The sequence below is a fragment of the Larsenimonas rhizosphaerae genome, assembly GCF_026240105.1.
GTDB classification, from domain to species: Bacteria; Pseudomonadota; Gammaproteobacteria; order Pseudomonadales; family Halomonadaceae; genus Larsenimonas; species Larsenimonas rhizosphaerae.
The window spans coordinates 131,143-147,017 of sequence record NZ_JAPIVE010000001.1; the positions used below are offsets into that span (position 1 = coordinate 131,143).

The 15,875-nt window shown below is 55.6% G+C and carries 15 protein-coding genes; 7 read left to right on the plus strand and 8 right to left on the minus strand.

Annotated features, from left to right (window positions below; genetic code table 11):
* Window positions 1–3: 3 nt before the first annotated feature.
* The 4 genes from OQ287_RS00590 to OQ287_RS00605 are packed head-to-tail and all read left to right on the plus strand — an operon-like array spanning window position 4 to window position 2,556.
* Complete coding sequence (locus tag OQ287_RS00590; RefSeq protein ID WP_265895224.1) at window positions 4–882, plus strand: hypothetical protein; 879 nt, start codon at window positions 4–6, stop codon at window positions 880–882.
* The gene (locus tag OQ287_RS00595) at window positions 879–1,223 is read left to right on the plus strand and encodes a MazG nucleotide pyrophosphohydrolase domain-containing protein (RefSeq protein ID WP_265895225.1); all 345 of its coding nucleotides are present in this window, start codon (window positions 879–881) and stop codon (window positions 1,221–1,223) included. Before OQ287_RS00590 ends, OQ287_RS00595 begins: the two co-directional genes overlap by 4 nt.
* Window positions 1,220–2,152 carry a thymidylate synthase gene (locus OQ287_RS00600; RefSeq protein ID WP_265895226.1) on the plus strand — a complete coding sequence of 311 codons (933 nt, stop codon included), beginning with the start codon at window positions 1,220–1,222 and terminating at the stop codon, window positions 2,150–2,152. Before OQ287_RS00595 ends, OQ287_RS00600 begins: the two co-directional genes overlap by 4 nt.
* A gap of 32 nt (window positions 2,153–2,184) precedes the next feature.
* Window positions 2,185–2,556, plus strand: coding sequence for a hypothetical protein (locus tag OQ287_RS00605; protein WP_265895227.1), 372 nt, complete (start codon window positions 2,185–2,187; stop codon window positions 2,554–2,556).
* Between the two features lie 375 nt (window positions 2,557–2,931).
* Here OQ287_RS00605 and OQ287_RS00610 read toward each other — a convergent pair whose 3' ends face one another.
* The 3 genes from OQ287_RS00610 to OQ287_RS00620 all read right to left on the minus strand — a co-directional run bounded on the left by OQ287_RS00610 (window position 2,932) and on the right by OQ287_RS00620 (window position 6,643).
* On the minus strand, window positions 2,932–3,822 hold the full coding sequence (locus OQ287_RS00610; RefSeq protein ID WP_265895228.1) for a pseudouridine synthase: 891 nt from the start codon (window positions 3,820–3,822) through the stop codon (window positions 2,932–2,934).
* Between the two features lie 244 nt (window positions 3,823–4,066).
* Window positions 4,067–5,281, minus strand: a complete 1,215-nt coding sequence (locus OQ287_RS00615) for an MFS transporter (protein ID WP_265895230.1) — start codon at window positions 5,279–5,281, stop codon at window positions 4,067–4,069.
* 366 nt (window positions 5,282–5,647) lie between these two features.
* Complete coding sequence (locus OQ287_RS00620; protein ID WP_250935926.1) at window positions 5,648–6,643, minus strand: LysR family transcriptional regulator; 996 nt, start codon at window positions 6,641–6,643, stop codon at window positions 5,648–5,650.
* Between the two features lie 263 nt (window positions 6,644–6,906).
* On the opposite strand from OQ287_RS00620, the gene OQ287_RS15310 reads away from it, so the two are divergent.
* Window positions 6,907–7,077: a glutathione binding-like protein gene (locus OQ287_RS15310; RefSeq protein ID WP_407658209.1), complete on the plus strand. Its 171-nt coding sequence runs from the start codon at window positions 6,907–6,909 to the stop codon at window positions 7,075–7,077.
* A 28-nt stretch (window positions 7,078–7,105) separates the two neighbouring features.
* Here the strand turns inward: OQ287_RS15310 and OQ287_RS00625 are convergent, their stop codons facing one another.
* Entirely contained in the window at window positions 7,106–7,573 is a 468-nt protein-coding gene (locus OQ287_RS00625) for a DUF6998 domain-containing protein (protein ID WP_265895231.1), read from the minus strand.
* Window positions 7,574–7,833: 260 nt separating this feature from the next.
* Here OQ287_RS00625 and OQ287_RS00630 point away from each other — a divergent pair, with 260 nt between their 5' ends.
* Complete coding sequence (locus OQ287_RS00630) at window positions 7,834–8,889, plus strand: hypothetical protein (RefSeq protein WP_265895232.1); 1,056 nt, start codon at window positions 7,834–7,836, stop codon at window positions 8,887–8,889.
* Between the two features lie 84 nt (window positions 8,890–8,973).
* Here OQ287_RS00630 and OQ287_RS00635 read toward each other — a convergent pair whose 3' ends face one another.
* The 4 genes from OQ287_RS00635 to OQ287_RS00650 form a co-directional block, all read right to left on the minus strand.
* Complete coding sequence (locus tag OQ287_RS00635; protein WP_265895233.1) at window positions 8,974–10,509, minus strand: TolC family protein; 1,536 nt, start codon at window positions 10,507–10,509, stop codon at window positions 8,974–8,976.
* Window positions 10,510–10,516: 7 nt separating this feature from the next.
* Window positions 10,517–11,851 carry an HlyD family type I secretion periplasmic adaptor subunit gene (locus OQ287_RS00640; protein ID WP_265895234.1) on the minus strand — a complete coding sequence of 445 codons (1,335 nt, stop codon included), beginning with the start codon at window positions 11,849–11,851 and terminating at the stop codon, window positions 10,517–10,519.
* Complete coding sequence (locus OQ287_RS00645) at window positions 11,848–13,611, minus strand: type I secretion system permease/ATPase (protein WP_265895235.1); 1,764 nt, start codon at window positions 13,609–13,611, stop codon at window positions 11,848–11,850. Before OQ287_RS00645 ends, OQ287_RS00640 begins: the two co-directional genes overlap by 4 nt.
* A gap of 442 nt (window positions 13,612–14,053) precedes the next feature.
* Complete coding sequence (locus tag OQ287_RS00650; protein ID WP_250935945.1) at window positions 14,054–14,785, minus strand: SDR family oxidoreductase; 732 nt, start codon at window positions 14,783–14,785, stop codon at window positions 14,054–14,056.
* A gap of 111 nt (window positions 14,786–14,896) precedes the next feature.
* Here OQ287_RS00650 and OQ287_RS00655 point away from each other — a divergent pair, with 111 nt between their 5' ends.
* Window positions 14,897–15,793 (plus strand): LysR family transcriptional regulator, encoded by an 897-nt coding sequence (locus tag OQ287_RS00655; protein ID WP_265895236.1) that lies wholly within the window; start codon window positions 14,897–14,899, stop codon window positions 15,791–15,793.
* The last annotated feature ends 82 nt before the right edge of the window (window positions 15,794–15,875 follow it).

Genomic DNA, 15,875 nt, shown 5'->3' on the forward strand with positions numbered 1-15,875 from the left:
CATATGAAATATCAAAAAATAGTAAGCCTTGAAGAAGTGGCTAAAAAAGCGTTGAAGGATGTGCCTCCTGGAGAAAGTATAAATAATTATATAGTTGCTTGCCGTATAGATATTTCGGATCTGCTTTCAAAGCCATTACTCGATGTTCAAGAGCAAGCCAGAAACTGGGGTGCTAAAGAGTGCCCCGATCATCTTTACTTTAATCATGGGCAATATGCTAAAGAGGGAGTAGATTATATTGCAGAAGAGTTGAAAAGGAAGCCTACAAGTAATAGGGCACTCTATTCCTTGATAAATCAAAATGATATTGAAGGTTCTGGAGACAACCCGATACCATCATTTATGGTGTTTCAAGCAGTGTTGAGAGATTCATGCTTGTACTGTACTGTATATTTCAGGGCTTTAGAGATAAGTAGTTTTTTTAGGATTAATCTTGAGGAAATTAGGCAGAATATAAAAAAAATATACTCTCACACTTTAGTTTTTAATAGTGTTAAGATTCTTATATTGGGCTGTAGGGCTCACCATACTGTGGGTTTTATTCCTTTGGTTAGGCCTAAACTGGATCAGTTAGACACGCTGGATATATTGTCATTACTTGAAAATTCTCGTAAAGAGCTAGGGATGATGATTCGGGAAAAATCTAATGCTCACTCGGTTGTTGAGTCAAAGTCCCTAGAAGAATTACTCGCATGCATTCATAAGAGAGATATTGCTTTAAAAAAAAGAGAATATATTATTAGTCTCCTTTCAGAGTCTATAGCTTTAAGCAAAGAAGTGGCGAAGATGCGGGAGCGTCAGTCCCATGATCAAGAGCTTGAAAGGCTCTCTTCTGTTCTTTCTAAAAAGCTGAGCCAGTTAGCAGAGGAGCTTGAATTTTGACTATTACTTTAAAAGAGGTCTGTGAATTTCAAGAGGCTTTTGATAAGAGTGTCTCAATAGGAAGTCGACCATTTTATTATAAAATCGGCGAAGATAATATTCAAGAGCTCGAGCATCTTATAGTTTGTATGTTAGGTGAGTTAGGGGAGTTTAGTAACATTGTAAAGAAAGTTGTCAGGGGTGATTTTTCTATTGATACAGTCAAAGGGGAGTTGGATGAAGAGCTTGTGGATGTATTTATTTATTTAATAAAGATTGCCAATCAATTTGATGTTGATCTAGAAAGTGGGTTTTTAAATAAACTTGAAAAGAATAAACTTCGATTTGGAGGTTTGAGTTGAAAATTTATTCTGGAGAAAGTGTCGAAAAATTATACAAAATGGCTTTAGAGGATTCCTTTAAGTCTCAGGTAATATCATCATCAAGGATTGGTGATGTTTTTGATCTGGGTCCAGTTTGTTTTGAGCTAGATTCTAATGTTATTAATTTTCCACTGCTTCAGGGACGTGGTCTGAACCCGTTTTTTTTGTTTGCAGAGGCTGCTTGGGTTATAGATGGCCGTGATGAGTTGGATATTCTGAGGTATTATTTAGATGGATACGGAGCATATTCTGATGATGGTATGAAGTTAAACGGGGCCTATGGTTATAGAATCAAACATAGCTTTGGTTTTGATCAGCTTGTTTCGGCTATTGAGGAATTGAAAAAGACACCAGATTCTAGGAGAGTCGTTGTTTCTCTTTATTCTCCTGTGGACCTTAAAGCTGCCTCCTCAAGCAAAGACATTCCTTGTAACTTATCGGTATTGCTAAAACTTCGTAATGGCAAGCTAGACATGACAGTTTTTAATAGATCTAATGACATTTATAAAGGGGTGCCTTACAACCTTTTTATTTTTCAGTTTATTCAGTTCTACGTTGCTGAAGCACTTAATGTTCCTCTTGGTGTTCAGCGTCATGTATCAGACTCTCTCCATCTTTATAAAACGGACATGGAGTCAGTTAAGAGAATTATAGATTATGGTTTTTATGAAAATGTTGATGATTTGAAATGCAGGTCGGGGTTTTCAGTTTATCAGGATCTGGTTGAGGGATGTAGTGCTATTAATAATAGAAGTTATGACGATGTGACCAGTCCATCGCTTAAAAGTATGTTTAAAGCATTCCAGTCTTTTAAGCAAGGCGATAGAAATGATTTGTTGTCACTATCTAAGTCAGATGATATTATCGGCTTATCTGTAAGCGATTGGTTAATGGTGCATTACTCTTAGTGGTCTTTTTTAAAAAATCTCTTGGAGGCTTTGTGGAAAAAGCTGATATATATAAAATGCTGGATCGCGAGTCTGACGAATTAGCTAGTTGGGTTGTTAGTTCGGGGGAGGCTCGTAGTAGAAAAGAATTGCAAAGCCTTAAGACTGTAGTTGGAAGTAGTCAATCACCGTATAAACATGTTTTTTCTAATATTCCTGAGCGGGATTTTGGGAAGTCTATCTTGATTTCAATGCTGTACTCTTCTGCCGATCCACTAACGGCGCAAACATCTTTTTTTAAGGAGTTTTATAAATTTTTGGAAAGTGTTTGCGATAAAGCTGGTTTGCCATACAAGGTTATTGTCCCGTTGGTAGATGTAGAAAATGAACTTTTAGCTGCTTATGGTGAAGTGCTAAATAGTTAGCTTGCTAAATGATTTGCAAGGAGCGGTTGCATTTCCTTGTTTTGGCTGGAAACGGTCATACTGTGTGTGATATGACGATATTCGTCTTACAGTTGGCCGCTCAAAGCGAAGTCACTATAGTGCTTCTCAAACAAAGCGCCTATTCGTTCAGTGCAACCCCCAAGTTACCGTTGGTCCGGGCTTCGCAGCCTTTCATCATTTCATTATCCTGCGGTACCTGCAGTGGCCAGCCTGCAGCGCTCCAAGGCGCGGTAGGCATTGAAGTCGGCCAGCAATCAACCCTCAGCAGTAGCGCCAGCGCGATTAATGCACCTAACAGAAGATGATGGTGAAGGCGTGCCTTGACCCTAAGAAACGGTCGACTAGGACGCCACGCTAGTTAAACTCCAGGTCACCATCGTATTCAATGCGCCTGGGTTCACTTGTCACGGGGTCAATGAACTCTAGGCCCTTGGAGAGCAACTGCAAGGGGCGCGTGTAGTCATCCGGCGAGAGCGGCTGCAGTACCGGATAGTAGCGGTCATTCAGGATCGGCCAGCCGAGTGACTGCATGTGCACGCGCAGCTGGTGGCGGCGCCCGCTGACGGGATGCAGTTCGAACAGTGCCTGCGTGTCGGTTTGCTGCACGCAGCGAATCACCGAGTGGCTGTTGGCGTCACCTTCACTGACCCGCATGCGAAAGCGCTGCTCGTTTTTCTCGATGCGATTTTTCACGTCCCACTCTCGACCCACCCATGACTCATGGCCTTCTACCTCGGCGATGGCCTGATAGGTCTTGTGAATACGTCGTGACTTGAAGAGCTGATGATACAGCCCGCGGGTCTCGGGATTCAGCGAACAAAGCACCAGCCCTGCCGTCACTCGATCCAGACGATGCACTGCCTGAAGCGCCTCGATTCCCGTACTGTTGCGCAGACGCTGTTGCAGGCACTCGGTTACGTAGCGCCCGCCGGGCATGACGGGCAGAAAGTGCGGTTTGTAGGCCACCAGAATGTGCTCATCGCGATAGACAATCTGCTCTGCGAAGGGAATGCTCGGCTCGCTGGCCACTTCGCGGTAATAGAACACGCGAAGTTGTGGCTTGAAGGGCGATGCCGGTGTAATCAAGGCGCCGTCATCGAGATGTACCTTGCCGGTGGCCATGCGCTCTCGCCACGTCGCCTCACCGATGGCTGGAAACCTGAGCAGCAGATACTCAAGCACCGTCGACACACCGGGATTGATCTGAGGCAGGCTCAGCCTTGAAGCGCGATTGGAAATGGACATGTCATGCATCACAGGTTTGAAAGGGGCTGGGTGAAACGTGGTGAGAAAACCTCACCCTTCAGGCGGTCACGCTAGTGTAACCGAGAGAGGCATGCGTGTCGGGCGAGATATGCTGGCGCCGGGTAAGTGGGGCAATGCGCAAGAGGTGAGGTGAGTGGGCCGTATCTGCGCCAGCTTGCTGAGGGTGACGGATAGGCATAAGGAAAGCAGGCGCCTGACATCCTGTGTCAGACGCCCCGAGACGTTACGCGGTTGCCATGCTCAGGCGGGGCACCGGCCTGTCATTGATCGGAAGATGAATCAATGCCGAAATGAACGCCAGCGTGATCGCTGACCACCAGATCGGATCATAGGACCCGTAGTAGTCGTAGATGAAGCCACCGGCCCATGCGCCCAGAAAGCTGCCCAGCTGGTGGGAGAAAAACACCAGCCCGTAGAGTGTCGATAGATAACGAGCGCCAAAGATCTGACGAACCAGCCCGGATGTAATGGGCACGGTGCCCAGCCAGCAGAACCCGATGGCCGCGCCAAAGATGACCGCCGTCATGTCGGTGGTGGGCAGTACCACAAACGCACTGATCACGGCCGTACGTACCAGGTACAGCGCAGACATCACATAACGTTTGCTATAGCGGTCTGCCATGGCGCCCCAGAAGTACGAACCACCGATGTTGAATATGCCCACGTAGGCCAGCGCCATGGCCGCCGTTGAGGCCGAGATGTGCTTGTCCGCCAGATAACTGGGAAGATGAGTGGCGATGAACATCACATGAAAACCACACACAAAGAAGCCGATATGAATCAACCAGTAGCCCCTGTGTGAGAAGGCTTCCTTCAGGGCGCCTTTCAGGGTCTGCAGGTCTTCCTGTAGGGGATGTGCGCTGTGCGTGTCCTGTTTTGCCGTCTTGATGAAAAATGCAAACAGCACCATGAAACTGCACATGACAGCGAATATCTGCATGGCACCCTGCCAGTCGGAAATACTCAGCAGCGTCTGTGCCCCCGGAATCATTGCAAACATGCCAAAGGAGCCTGCTGCCGTGGTCAGGCCAAAGGCCTTGGCCGCGTGTTGTGCAGGCACTACTTTCGCAACGGCACCCAGAACGATCACGTAGCTGGTGGCACTCAACCCAAAGCCGACAAGCACACCCAGTGACAGGAACATCATGGTGGGTTCGGTGGTAATTGAGGTCAGGTACAGACCCAAGGCGTACGCGATGGCGCCTGCAACGATGATGCGCTTTGGCCCCCAGCGGTCAGCGGCCATGCCGACAAACGGCTGGAATGCCCCGAACAACAGGTTCTGCAATGCGATGGCAAAGCTGAAGAACTCACGCCCCGTATGGAAGTAGTCGGAAATGGGCGTCATGAAAATGCCAAAGGACTGTCTGATCCCCAGGCTGGTAATCAGAATCCCTATACCGAGCCAGACCAGGAGTGGAAACCGGAAAATAGTCATAAGTTGCTCTTGTTATATGTTCAGTGATGGGAGTGCCTTTCGTTTACGCCTATTGTTTTTGTTCACCACTTTTAATGGCGTGCGCTGCCACTTTTTCCGTTGACCCTGGTAAATCATGGAAAAACCAATAACAGCCGCAAAATGGATAACAACGTCAGCAACCCGGGCGGGAAGTGCGCTGAAAAAGGTGCGTATATGCGCTTAACGACGAGCTTCACGCGAAGCGTAAAGAGTATCGGGGAGTGACTCAAATGATAAAAAGTGAAGTGATCCATGCAGATTGTACATACACCACATCGGCCTTGCGGCGGGCCCCTGGCCCTTTAAAAAAGGGCCTTTGAATCAGCAGGATAGCCAGAACGAAGGTTACGGTTTCATGCCGGTGGGCAAGGGATCAGGCAGCACCATGCTATCAGCATCTGCATCCAGCCCCATTTCCACGACACGGCTGGCGATAAGCCTGCCACACTCTTCCTTGACGATATTTCTCAACCACTCCTGTGAAGGCGAGTGTTCACAGCGAGGGTGCCAGATCATGGAATAATCAAACGGTGTGAAATGAAAGGGCAGGGGTTTCGCCACCAGGTCATGACGCTCTGACACCAGATAGGCCAGATCCGCAGGCACCGTGATGATCAGTGGCATCGTATCAACAATCGCCAGTGCCGCTTCCAGATGATAGGCCCGCAGCACCATGCGCCGTCTGGGCCTGTCTTCCAGCGCCTGTTCGATGAGGGATTTAACCCCATCACTGATGGCGATCATGGCATGCGGGAAATTCAGATAATCGTCCAGACACATGTCCTTGTCCGCCAACGGGTGTTGTCTGGATACCAGACACGACACGCCAACACGGCCCAGGGTTTCGTATTGCAATGGTTCAATGGAATGAATCGGGCGGCAAATGGCCAGATCAGCCCGGCCATAGGTCAGTTGTTCTTTTAAATGCTCATCCTGCAAGGGCAGAAACTCCAGCGCGACGTTGGGCGCCTCCTGATATATACGGGGCAAGGCAAAGGGCAGGATGGTTTGCATTGCATAATCGGTCGTGACGATCGTGAAATTCTGGTCACAGGACCCGGGATCAAACTCGATGGGAGACAATAGCTGCCTGAGCGACCCAAGAGGCTCGTCCAGCGCCATATTCATTAACAAGGCCTTCTCGGTGGGAACCAGATACTGCCCCTGGCGTGTAAACAGCGGGTCCGACAGCAGGCAGCGTAATCGCCCCAGAATCCGGCTCATGGCGGACTGGCTCAGGTTCAACCGAGCGGCAGCCCGACTGACACTGCGCTCCTCCACCAGAACCTGCAATGCGACCAACAGGTTCAGGTCCCGTCGATAAATCTCTTCTACTTTCATGCTCAGCCTTGATAGTTATAAGAATATTGGCTTTTAAACGGGTGATTTGAGGAAGTTGTCCTGCGGGCTGGAAGCACATGGGCATGGCTAACCCCTCATGCTGGCCACTTCTCTGGTATTAAACATTTCCCATCCGGCCCATGCACGTGCTCGGGAAGCTGATGGGGTGGATGTGTCGCAAACGGTGATGGCCATGACGCACGTGGTGGCGGAAGGGTCTGGTTCAAGCGGGGTGGGGGCTGGGCCAATAAAACCAGTATTTGATGGGTGAGCATTTCAGCATTGCAGATGCCTATCTGTTTACTGTACTTGGCTGGTGTCGGTTCTTTGATATAGAGCTTGATGAGTGGCCAGCATTATCGGCCTATATGGCAAGGATCAGCGAGCGGCCTTCGGTGCAGGCCGCGTTGAAGGCGGAGCAGAATAGAAGCTAATGCATATCGTCGTACGCCTGAGCTGAGTTCAAACCGGCGCCTCTCTCACCAGCACCAATCTTTCCTCTTCTTCCAGCCCTGCATCCAGTGCCCTCAACTTCCCGAGTCCAATGGGGCGCTGGCCGTTGTTTTGTCTTTTCCCTGCCGCGTCCCAGGCGATCTGGCCGGGGCCGTTGTAGATCACGGAAATCGCGCCGCTCCTGGGGCGTGCGAGCACCAGCAGGTGCTCGGGCGGGTGGCGAAGCGCAACCGTTTTGCCCTGCGTCAATTTAATCTCGACCTGGCGCCCGTCCGGGGCAATGGCGTCATGGCCGAGCGTGGAAGCCGGGTTCAGCGTCAAGTTAAACATGTACGCCGCGACTACTTCGCCAACGCTTCCGACCAGGTGGCCATCGAGGGTGAATTTTCGCCCCGGAAACAGGGCTTCCAGGCCATCCGCGGCGCTGTAGAGCTGGTCGAGCAATGCGCCGACCTCTGCCCAGTCGATGTGATCCATGACTCTGCCTTTTGCCGTGTTGAATGTCGTGCTGTCCCTGGCGCGTGCTCGAGTGCGTACAAGTACCGGTAGCAGGCCCGCGCATTCGAAAAAAGGCGTGCTGATTGTGAATGACATACGCCCGGAGTTAATCGGATTTAACTATATTAATTTTTGTTAAGCTAATGTAGGTTATAACCCGATTACCCTGGGCAGGCGGGAAGGGCAGCACAGGGTTGTCATGCACCGTATCTGACAGGAAAATCCAGGGGACTGACACCATGGCATACACCAATAACACCCACTCCTATACGTTTACGGAGGGCGGGGAGGCCACCTTTGCACTGGCCGATGATGTAACAACGCTTTCACTTGCGACGCAGTTTGCCGATGACCGGGTCAATTCCGGCGATACGCTTGATCTGAACGTCCAGGGGGCGGCGCTGGAGTCGCTCGAACTTACAGGCAACGGCCGCGTTGAATGGGCCAACGGTGCCGATGGCACTGCCGCGGTTACCCAGGTTGATGCTACCGGGCTGTCCGGCGGTCTCGATTACACCGCATCAGGCGCGGTGCAGGAAACCGTGACGCTGGGGGGTGAGGGCAACGGGGTGGATGTGATCCACGTGGCCGGCGATGCGTCCCGCTATGGCACGGCCGGCGATGGCATCGATACCATTTCAGGCTTTGATGTCGCGAAGGATACCCTGCTTGTTGATAACGAGGTGATGGAGTCCTTTGGCACGCTGGATTTCGATTATGCCCTCGTGGCCGATGATGCGGCTTCCCTGCAGGAAGCCCTGACCATGGCCGGCGAACAGGACAGCGATGACGCCGTCATGCCGGTCATCTATGACGGCCAGACCTGGCTGTACCGCGACAGCGGGCCGGCAGGGCTGGATGAAAACGATTTTGCCCTGCTGCTTGCCGATGTGGCCGGTGGCATCAATGCGTTTACCGATCATCGTGACCAGATACCGCATCGTGCACCAGCGCCGACCGGCCCTTATGAAGAGGTCATCGTCGATGGCACGGTCAGCGGCACGGATAATGCGGCCGACAGTTTCGTTTTTGGCAGTGATGGCGCGTGGCAGTACAGCACCATTACCAATTTCGAGCTGGGCATTGACCGCATCGACGTCACCGGCCTGAACGGCCCGGACGGTCAGCCGATCGATTATGAAGATATCAGCATGCGTCCGGATGAGACGCTGATGCTCAATACCGATGACGGCCTGTATTCGGTCTCCCTGGTGGGCGTACCCAAGTATGATCCAGGCTCACCGACAGGTGAAATTGCCTATGCCATGGGGCCGGAAGAGTTTCTGTTTGCCTGAAGCCCAATGGCGTGTGATTGACAAGGCCCATCCTGGATGGGCCTTTTTCATGCCTGCCGGGGCACCTTGCGCAGGGCGGGCAGTTCACTTCCGGGGCGCCTCGACGACGTCACCGATCAATACCATGACCTCACCGAGTGCCCGGGTATTCAGCCGGCCCATGGCTGCCTGCAGGTGCAGGTGGTCCATTACCAGCTGGCGGAACGCCTCCATGAAGTGAATGCGCTGCTGAAAGACCTCGGCGCGGGCATCAAGCACATCCACCAGATCCCTCAATCCCAGCGCGGCACCCTTGTCGGCGGCGTCCAGATACAGCGTGCTGGAATAAATGGCGCGCCTGAGCGCCTTCAGGCGCGAGATATCGCTGCTGATGCGGCGATGCCGGGTAGTCAGTTGTTCCAGCGCCCGGCGGCGAGCGTCCTGGGCCTCAAACCGGCTGGCCCGGGCGAGCAGCTCCCCCTGGCGCGTATCGGCCAGAGTGTAGCCGCCCTGAAAGAGATTCATCTGCGCCTGAAGGGCTACGCGGCGGTCGGTCCGGTCCTGGTAGGGGTCGTCGCTGTTCTGATCGGACCAGGACAGTGACAGCGATACCTCCGGGGCATACCCGGCCTGGCGTACATCATGTTCGGCGGCGGCGATCCTGCCCTGAAGCTGGGCCAGCTGCACTTCCGGGTTGTCAGCGATCAACGGGGTGAGGGTCGCGAGTGCCGGGGCATCGGCAAATTCCACGTCGGTCAGAGCGTTCAGTGAAAACCGGGTGAAGTCCGGGATGGTACCGGTCAGCCGGGTCAGGGTGGAGAGGGCATCGTCGTAGTCATTGCGGGCTGCGACACGGTCTGCCTCGGACTGATCTCGCCGTGCACGGGCTGCGAGCAGGTCAATGCGGTCCCCGATGCCCAGCTCATAGGCGCGCTGCGCCTGCGTGACCTGCAGGGTCAGGGCGGTGCGCTTGCCATCCAGCAGGGCAATGTGGCGCGAGGCAAACAGGGCATTCATGTATGCCTCGGCGGTCTCTAGGGCGAGGTCGCGCTCTGCTACCGCCACCTGCAGTACGGCAGCGTCGCGCTGAGCATCGGCCTTTTGAACCTGACGAAACTGCTCAAGGGAGAAAAGCGTCTGGCTCAGCGTAAGCTGGCGGCGCGTGTCGGCAGAATAGCCTCGGCAACGCATCTCCAGATCCTCGCCCCCGATCAGGGCGCCGGTCCGGGGGTTGTTGCTGCAGGAGACGGATCCACCCTCGGAATAGTAATTGTCGCTGTCGGTGTAGCTGCGGGCATAGGTCACATCCAGCCGGGGAAGTAGCGCCGCCCAGGCCTTGGGCACCTCCTTGCCCTGCGCTCTTGCGCGAAGGCGCTGGCTTTCAAGGCCGGCGTCGTAAGCGAGTGCCCGGGCAAGAAGGGCCGGCAGTGAGGGCACCGTGGCCTCGTCAGCCATCTTCAGGGTCTGAACGGGCGGCTGGCCTGGGGCGGGCTGTCGTGTGGGCGGTGCCTGTGGCGAGTGCTCAGGTAAGGTCGTATCCAGCGCGGCCATGAAGGTATCTGCCACGGCGGGGGGCAGCAGGCCTGGCAGAAGGGGCAACAGCAGCATCAGCGAAAACGAGCAGCGGCGCAGGGGCATCATGATCAGGTCAGTCCTGCCGCACGGCGCGGTGCAGCATGTCGGTGACCGGTTGGCTCAGGTACTCGAACAGGGTCTTCCGGCCCGTTTTGATCATGACTTCGGCCGGCATGCCGGACAGCAGCTGCATGTTGTCGGTCATCTGGCCCTTGCCTGCCGACGAGACCCGAATGCGGGCCCGGTAATAATGGGCACCGGTTGCTTCATCCCTGAAGCTGTCGGCTGAAACGTGATCCACCCGGCCATCAATGATGGGAGCGCGGTGCTGGTTGAAGGCACTGAACCGAATGTCGGCATGCTGGCCGGCGTACACGTTGTCGATGTCCTGCACCGGCACCCGGGCATCAATGAAAAAGCCGTCGGTGTCCGGCACGATGCTCATGAGGGGCTGGCCGGGGGTAATGACCGCGCCCAGGGTGCGCACGTCAAGGCCCACCACCGTGCCCGATACCGGTGCTCGAATGTCGGTACGGCGCACCTGATCATCCAGGGCGATCATGCGCTGGCGGGCATCGCTGCCCCGGGACTGGGCCTCGCGGAGCTGCTCGCTGACGTTCTGCTGATAGTCCTGGCGTCGGGTTTCGATGCGTGCCCGGTTTTCGCTGATGCGCGAGCCAAGCTGGGCCATTTCGGCGCGGGCCTGGGCACTGTTTGATTGAAGTTCCAGAATCTGCCGATCCAGCTCGCGAATGCGCTGATTATTCCCGAGCCCTTCCTTGAACAGGGAGCGGTAGTCGTCCGCCTCGGCGCTCAGCGAGCGGGACCGGCGCTGGTTGATGGCCGTCATCTGTTTCAGTCCCGTGATCTGCTCCCGGTACTGCTGAATCTGTTCGTTGAGTGCACCGATTTCGCCTTGCAGCGAGTGCCGCCGGGAATCAAACAGGCGTTGCTGCACCGAAAGCCCCTGTTCAAGGCGGGCATGGCCTGCTGCCTCGTTCACCAGGTCAGGAGGGAATTCAAGCCGGTCGGCTCCGTTCTGCTCGGCCAGCAGGCGAGTTTCCTGGGCGCGGGCCATGAAGAAGGTGGTGCGCTCAATGGCCAGCCGGCTGGTGGATTGGGTGTTATCCAGAACAATCAGCGTATCGCCGCGGGTAACGTGATCCCCATCATCGACCCGGATGTCGGAGACAATGCCCCCCTCAAGGTGCTGGATGGTCTTCTTGAACGAGTCCACCGAGACCGTGCCACTGGCGATCACGGCCACGGACAGGTTGGCCAGTACCGCCCAGGTGCCGAAGACACCAAAGGCCACTAGGATGATAATCAGCCCGGCCAGGCACACGCGGCGACTGCTGGTGGGCAGCGTATCTCGGGAGGTATCCGGCGTACCGGCAACATGCGTCATGACTGGCTGCCCCGCGCGGTGGGGTGAGCATGCATGGCGGATGCCTGCACCCTGGTAGGCGCTGCTTCGGGGGCGGGTTGCCGCTGGCGCTTGAAGTGGCCGATGACCTCGTCACGCGGGCCGAACATCCCCATTCTGCCGTCCTTGAGCACCAGCAGCTTGTCGACATGGGCGAGCAGGTGATGGCGATGGGAGATGACCAGCAGTGTGATCTGCTCTGCCCTGAGCCGTTCCAGGGTGGCGGCCAGCGCCTTCTCGCCACTGTCATCCAGGTTGGAGTTCGGTTCATCCAGAACCACCAGAACCGGCTTGCCGTACAGGGCGCGCGCCAGCCCGATCCGCTGACGCTGCCCGCCGGAAAGCACTCCGCGGCTGGAGGAAATCCAGGTGTCGTAGCCGTCGGGCTGTTGCAGGATCATTTCGTGTACGCCAGCCCACCTTGCCGCCTCGACCACGGCAGCAGGGTCAACATCGCCAAAGCGGGCGATGTTGTCGCTGATGGTGCCATCAAACAGCTCGATATCCTGAGGCAGGTAACCGATGCTGGGCCCGAGGGCTTCCCGGTCCCATTGGGTGATATCGGCACCATCAAGGCGCACCTTGCCGGTCTGCGTCGGCCACAGGCCGAGTGCTACCCGTGCCAGGGTTGATTTGCCCGAGGCGCTGGGGCCGATGATACCGATGTGCTCGCCCCGTGCCACTGACAGGGTGATGCCGCGCAGGGTGGTCTTGCGGGCGCCGGGAGGTGCGGCGGAGATGTTTTCAAGATGCAGGTTGCCTGTCGGGGTGGGCAGAGCCATGCGGGGCTGCTCGGCGGAGGTCTCCCTGAACAGGGTCTGTAACCGTTCATGGGCCGAGCGGGCACCAATGAATCCCTTCCAGGCTGCCATCATCTGATCGATCGGTGCCAGGGCGCGCCCCATCAGAATCGAACCGGCAATCATCATTCCCGGGCTCAGCTCGCCTTCAATGGCCAGCAGGGCGCCAAGCCCCAGAATCATCGACTGGCACAGCAGGCGCATGACCTTCGAGGCATTGATCAATGCCCCGGCGCGGTCACTGGCGCGAGACTGTTTCAGCAGGTACTGGTGATGATGTCTGGCCCAGCGCGCCCGAAGGCCGGGCAGAATGCCCATGGCATGGACCACTTCGGCGTTGGCCAGGTTGGCGGTGGCGAGTTGCTGTGAGGTGAGCTGATCGCTGCCGGCGCGGGTGAGCAGGGTGCGGGTGGCCCATTCGTTGGCAAGCGCCAGGCCCAGCAGTACCAGCCCGGCTGCGATGGCAAATACCCCGAGCCAGGCATGGAACAGGAACAGCACCCCGATATAGATCGGGATCCAGGGCGCATCAAAAAAGGCAAAGGGGGCATTGCCGGTCAGAAACTGGCGCAGGGTGGTGAGGTCGGTCAGGGGTTGAGCGGTCTGTCCGGCAGGTGACGAGAGGCTTTTGTGAAACATGGCGCTGTAGAGCCGTTCACTGAGCAGGGTATCAAGCCGATTGCCCACCCGAACCATCAGCCTGGAGCGCACCAGTTCCAGTCCGCCCATCACCAGGAAAAAGAAGACCACGATCAGCGTCAGCATCAGGAGCGTATCGATGCTTCGGGTGCTGATGACCCGGTCATATATCTGCAGCATGTAAAGGGGCGGTACCAGCATCAGCACGTTGATGAACATGCTGAAGATCCCCACGGCGATAAACGACCCTCGACAGGCGCTGATCGCCTGTTGAAGTTCCGTTGGCGTATGTATCCCGGCCATGAACGCGTGTGCTCCGCCCGACAGATTCCACTGAACAACGGGGTTCAGCCTTGAACATGAAGTCAGGGATCGGCGAGCGATGGAAGCGCAGCAGCAACACATGGGTCACGGCATCAGCGTGGCCGATCCAAAGTTTGATGAAGTATGACTTATATAAAGGGGCCGGGGCCAGCGGTTTGAGTACGTGCGCGGAGCCATGTCTATACGGTATCCGGCCCGGTGGGCCAGACCAACAGCATGACGCTGGACGTCGAGAACCTGTTCGATCAGCGTTATTACAATCTGCTACGGCTTTTACGCCGGTTTCCTCCACGCCACCCCGTGCAGTGCCTCGATGACGCTTCGCACTATGTTCCAGGTGGGCGTAGAAGTAGACACACAAAAGGCCACCTCCGGGTGGCTATTTGTGTGGGATAAAGGGGAAGGCTTGATGACGGCCTGGTCAATTGGCAGAGGCCGTTGGGCGCAGGGTGATTTCGGTGGTATCGACGCTGGCCGGAGCATCAATGAGCTGGCGGATGGCCCGGGCAATATCGACCGGCTGCAGTGCGATGGCGCGGTAATCGTTGATGGCAGCTGCGGTCTCGTCGTGGGTAATGGTTGAGGCCAGATCGCTCTCCACGACACCTGGATTGACACAGGTGACGCGAACATTGGAGGTTTCCTGTCGCAGTCCGTCCGAAATCGCTCGGACTGCGAATTTGGTGGCGCAGTAAACGGCTGCTGTGGGAGTGACTGCCAGCGCGCCGATGGAGCCGATATTGATGATCTGTCCTTCCCGTTGGGATTCCATGACGGGCAGTACTGCGCCGATGCCCCATAAAACACCCATGATGTTCACATCGACCATGCATGCCCACTCGTCCAGCTTTCCTGCCGAGAGCGGAGACAGCGGCATGACGCCAGCATTATTGATCAGTACATCGATGCGACCCCATAGGTCCATCGCACGTTGTGCAAACTCGACCATCGCCTGTCTGTTGGTCACATCCAGAGGTCGTACCTCGACGATACCGCCCGCCTCACGAATCTCACCTGCGATCTGCTCCAGCCTGTCGGTGCGACGGGCACCCAGTAGAACGTATGCCCCGGCCGCTGCCAGCTCGCGGGCGATGCCTTCCCCGATGCCACTGCTGGCGCCGGTGATTAAAACGATTTTGCCGATAATGCTCATGGTACTCTCCGTGATGACGGCGTGTGATATGCCATGCCGGTGCATCACAGGGTAAGGTGCTGGCCTGTCAATTAGAATGTGCTGATGGCTATACGCAATGGTTAGTGAGGCTTGCCAATCGATATGGATCTCAACCTGTTGACGATATTTGTTGCCGTGGCCCGGGCAGGCAACTTTCGCGCCGCGGCCGATGGATTGGGGGTGACGCGTTCTGCGGTCAGTCAGTCTATTGGACGACTTGAGCATGCGTTGGGTAGACCACTTTTCAATCGTACGACGCGGAGTGTACGGCTGACCGAAGAGGGAGAGCAGTTGCTGGGCGCACTCTCTGACCCGCTGACCGAGATCACTGCGGTGCTGGAGGCGACGCGGGATACGCCGGCGTCGCCCAGCGGGCTTTTAAGGGTGACGACCACATCGATCGCGGAGCGGTTCTTGTCGGGCCCGCTGATCACGGCCTTTATTGAGAAACATCCGGATATTACGCTGGATGTCACCGTGACGGATGAGGTATTCGATATTGTCGCAGCCGGTTTCGATGCCGGTATCAGGCTGGGAGAGGTTATCGAGCAGGACATGATCGCCATCCCCCTGACGGGCGAACAGCGTCAGGTGGCTGTTGCTTCACCTGGCTACCTTGCGGGCCATGATATGCCGCAACACCCCCGGGAACTGACGGGGCATCGCTGCATTGGCTGGCGCGCCTCACCCGAAACGGCTCCTTATCGGTGGGAGTTTGAGCGTGATCAGCGCGCGCTTGCGGTGGCAGTCGAGCCACAAATGACCACCAATGACATGCAGTTAATGATCCGTGTGGCGCTTGCTGACGGTGGCATCACGTTTGGCATGGAAGAGACGTTTTTGCCTTATATCGAACGCGGCGAGCTGGTCACGATGCTCGATGACTGGTTGCCGCCGTTTGCCGGATTCTTTCTCTACTATCCAGGCCGACATACGGTGACACCAAAACTCCGCGCCCTGATTGATCACGTGCGTCACTATCGATAGATACGCCTCCTGCATTCTGCTCATGCTTTAATATGCGGCAAACATGATTCAACGTGGCTGGACAGTGGCCGGTTCGGCTCGG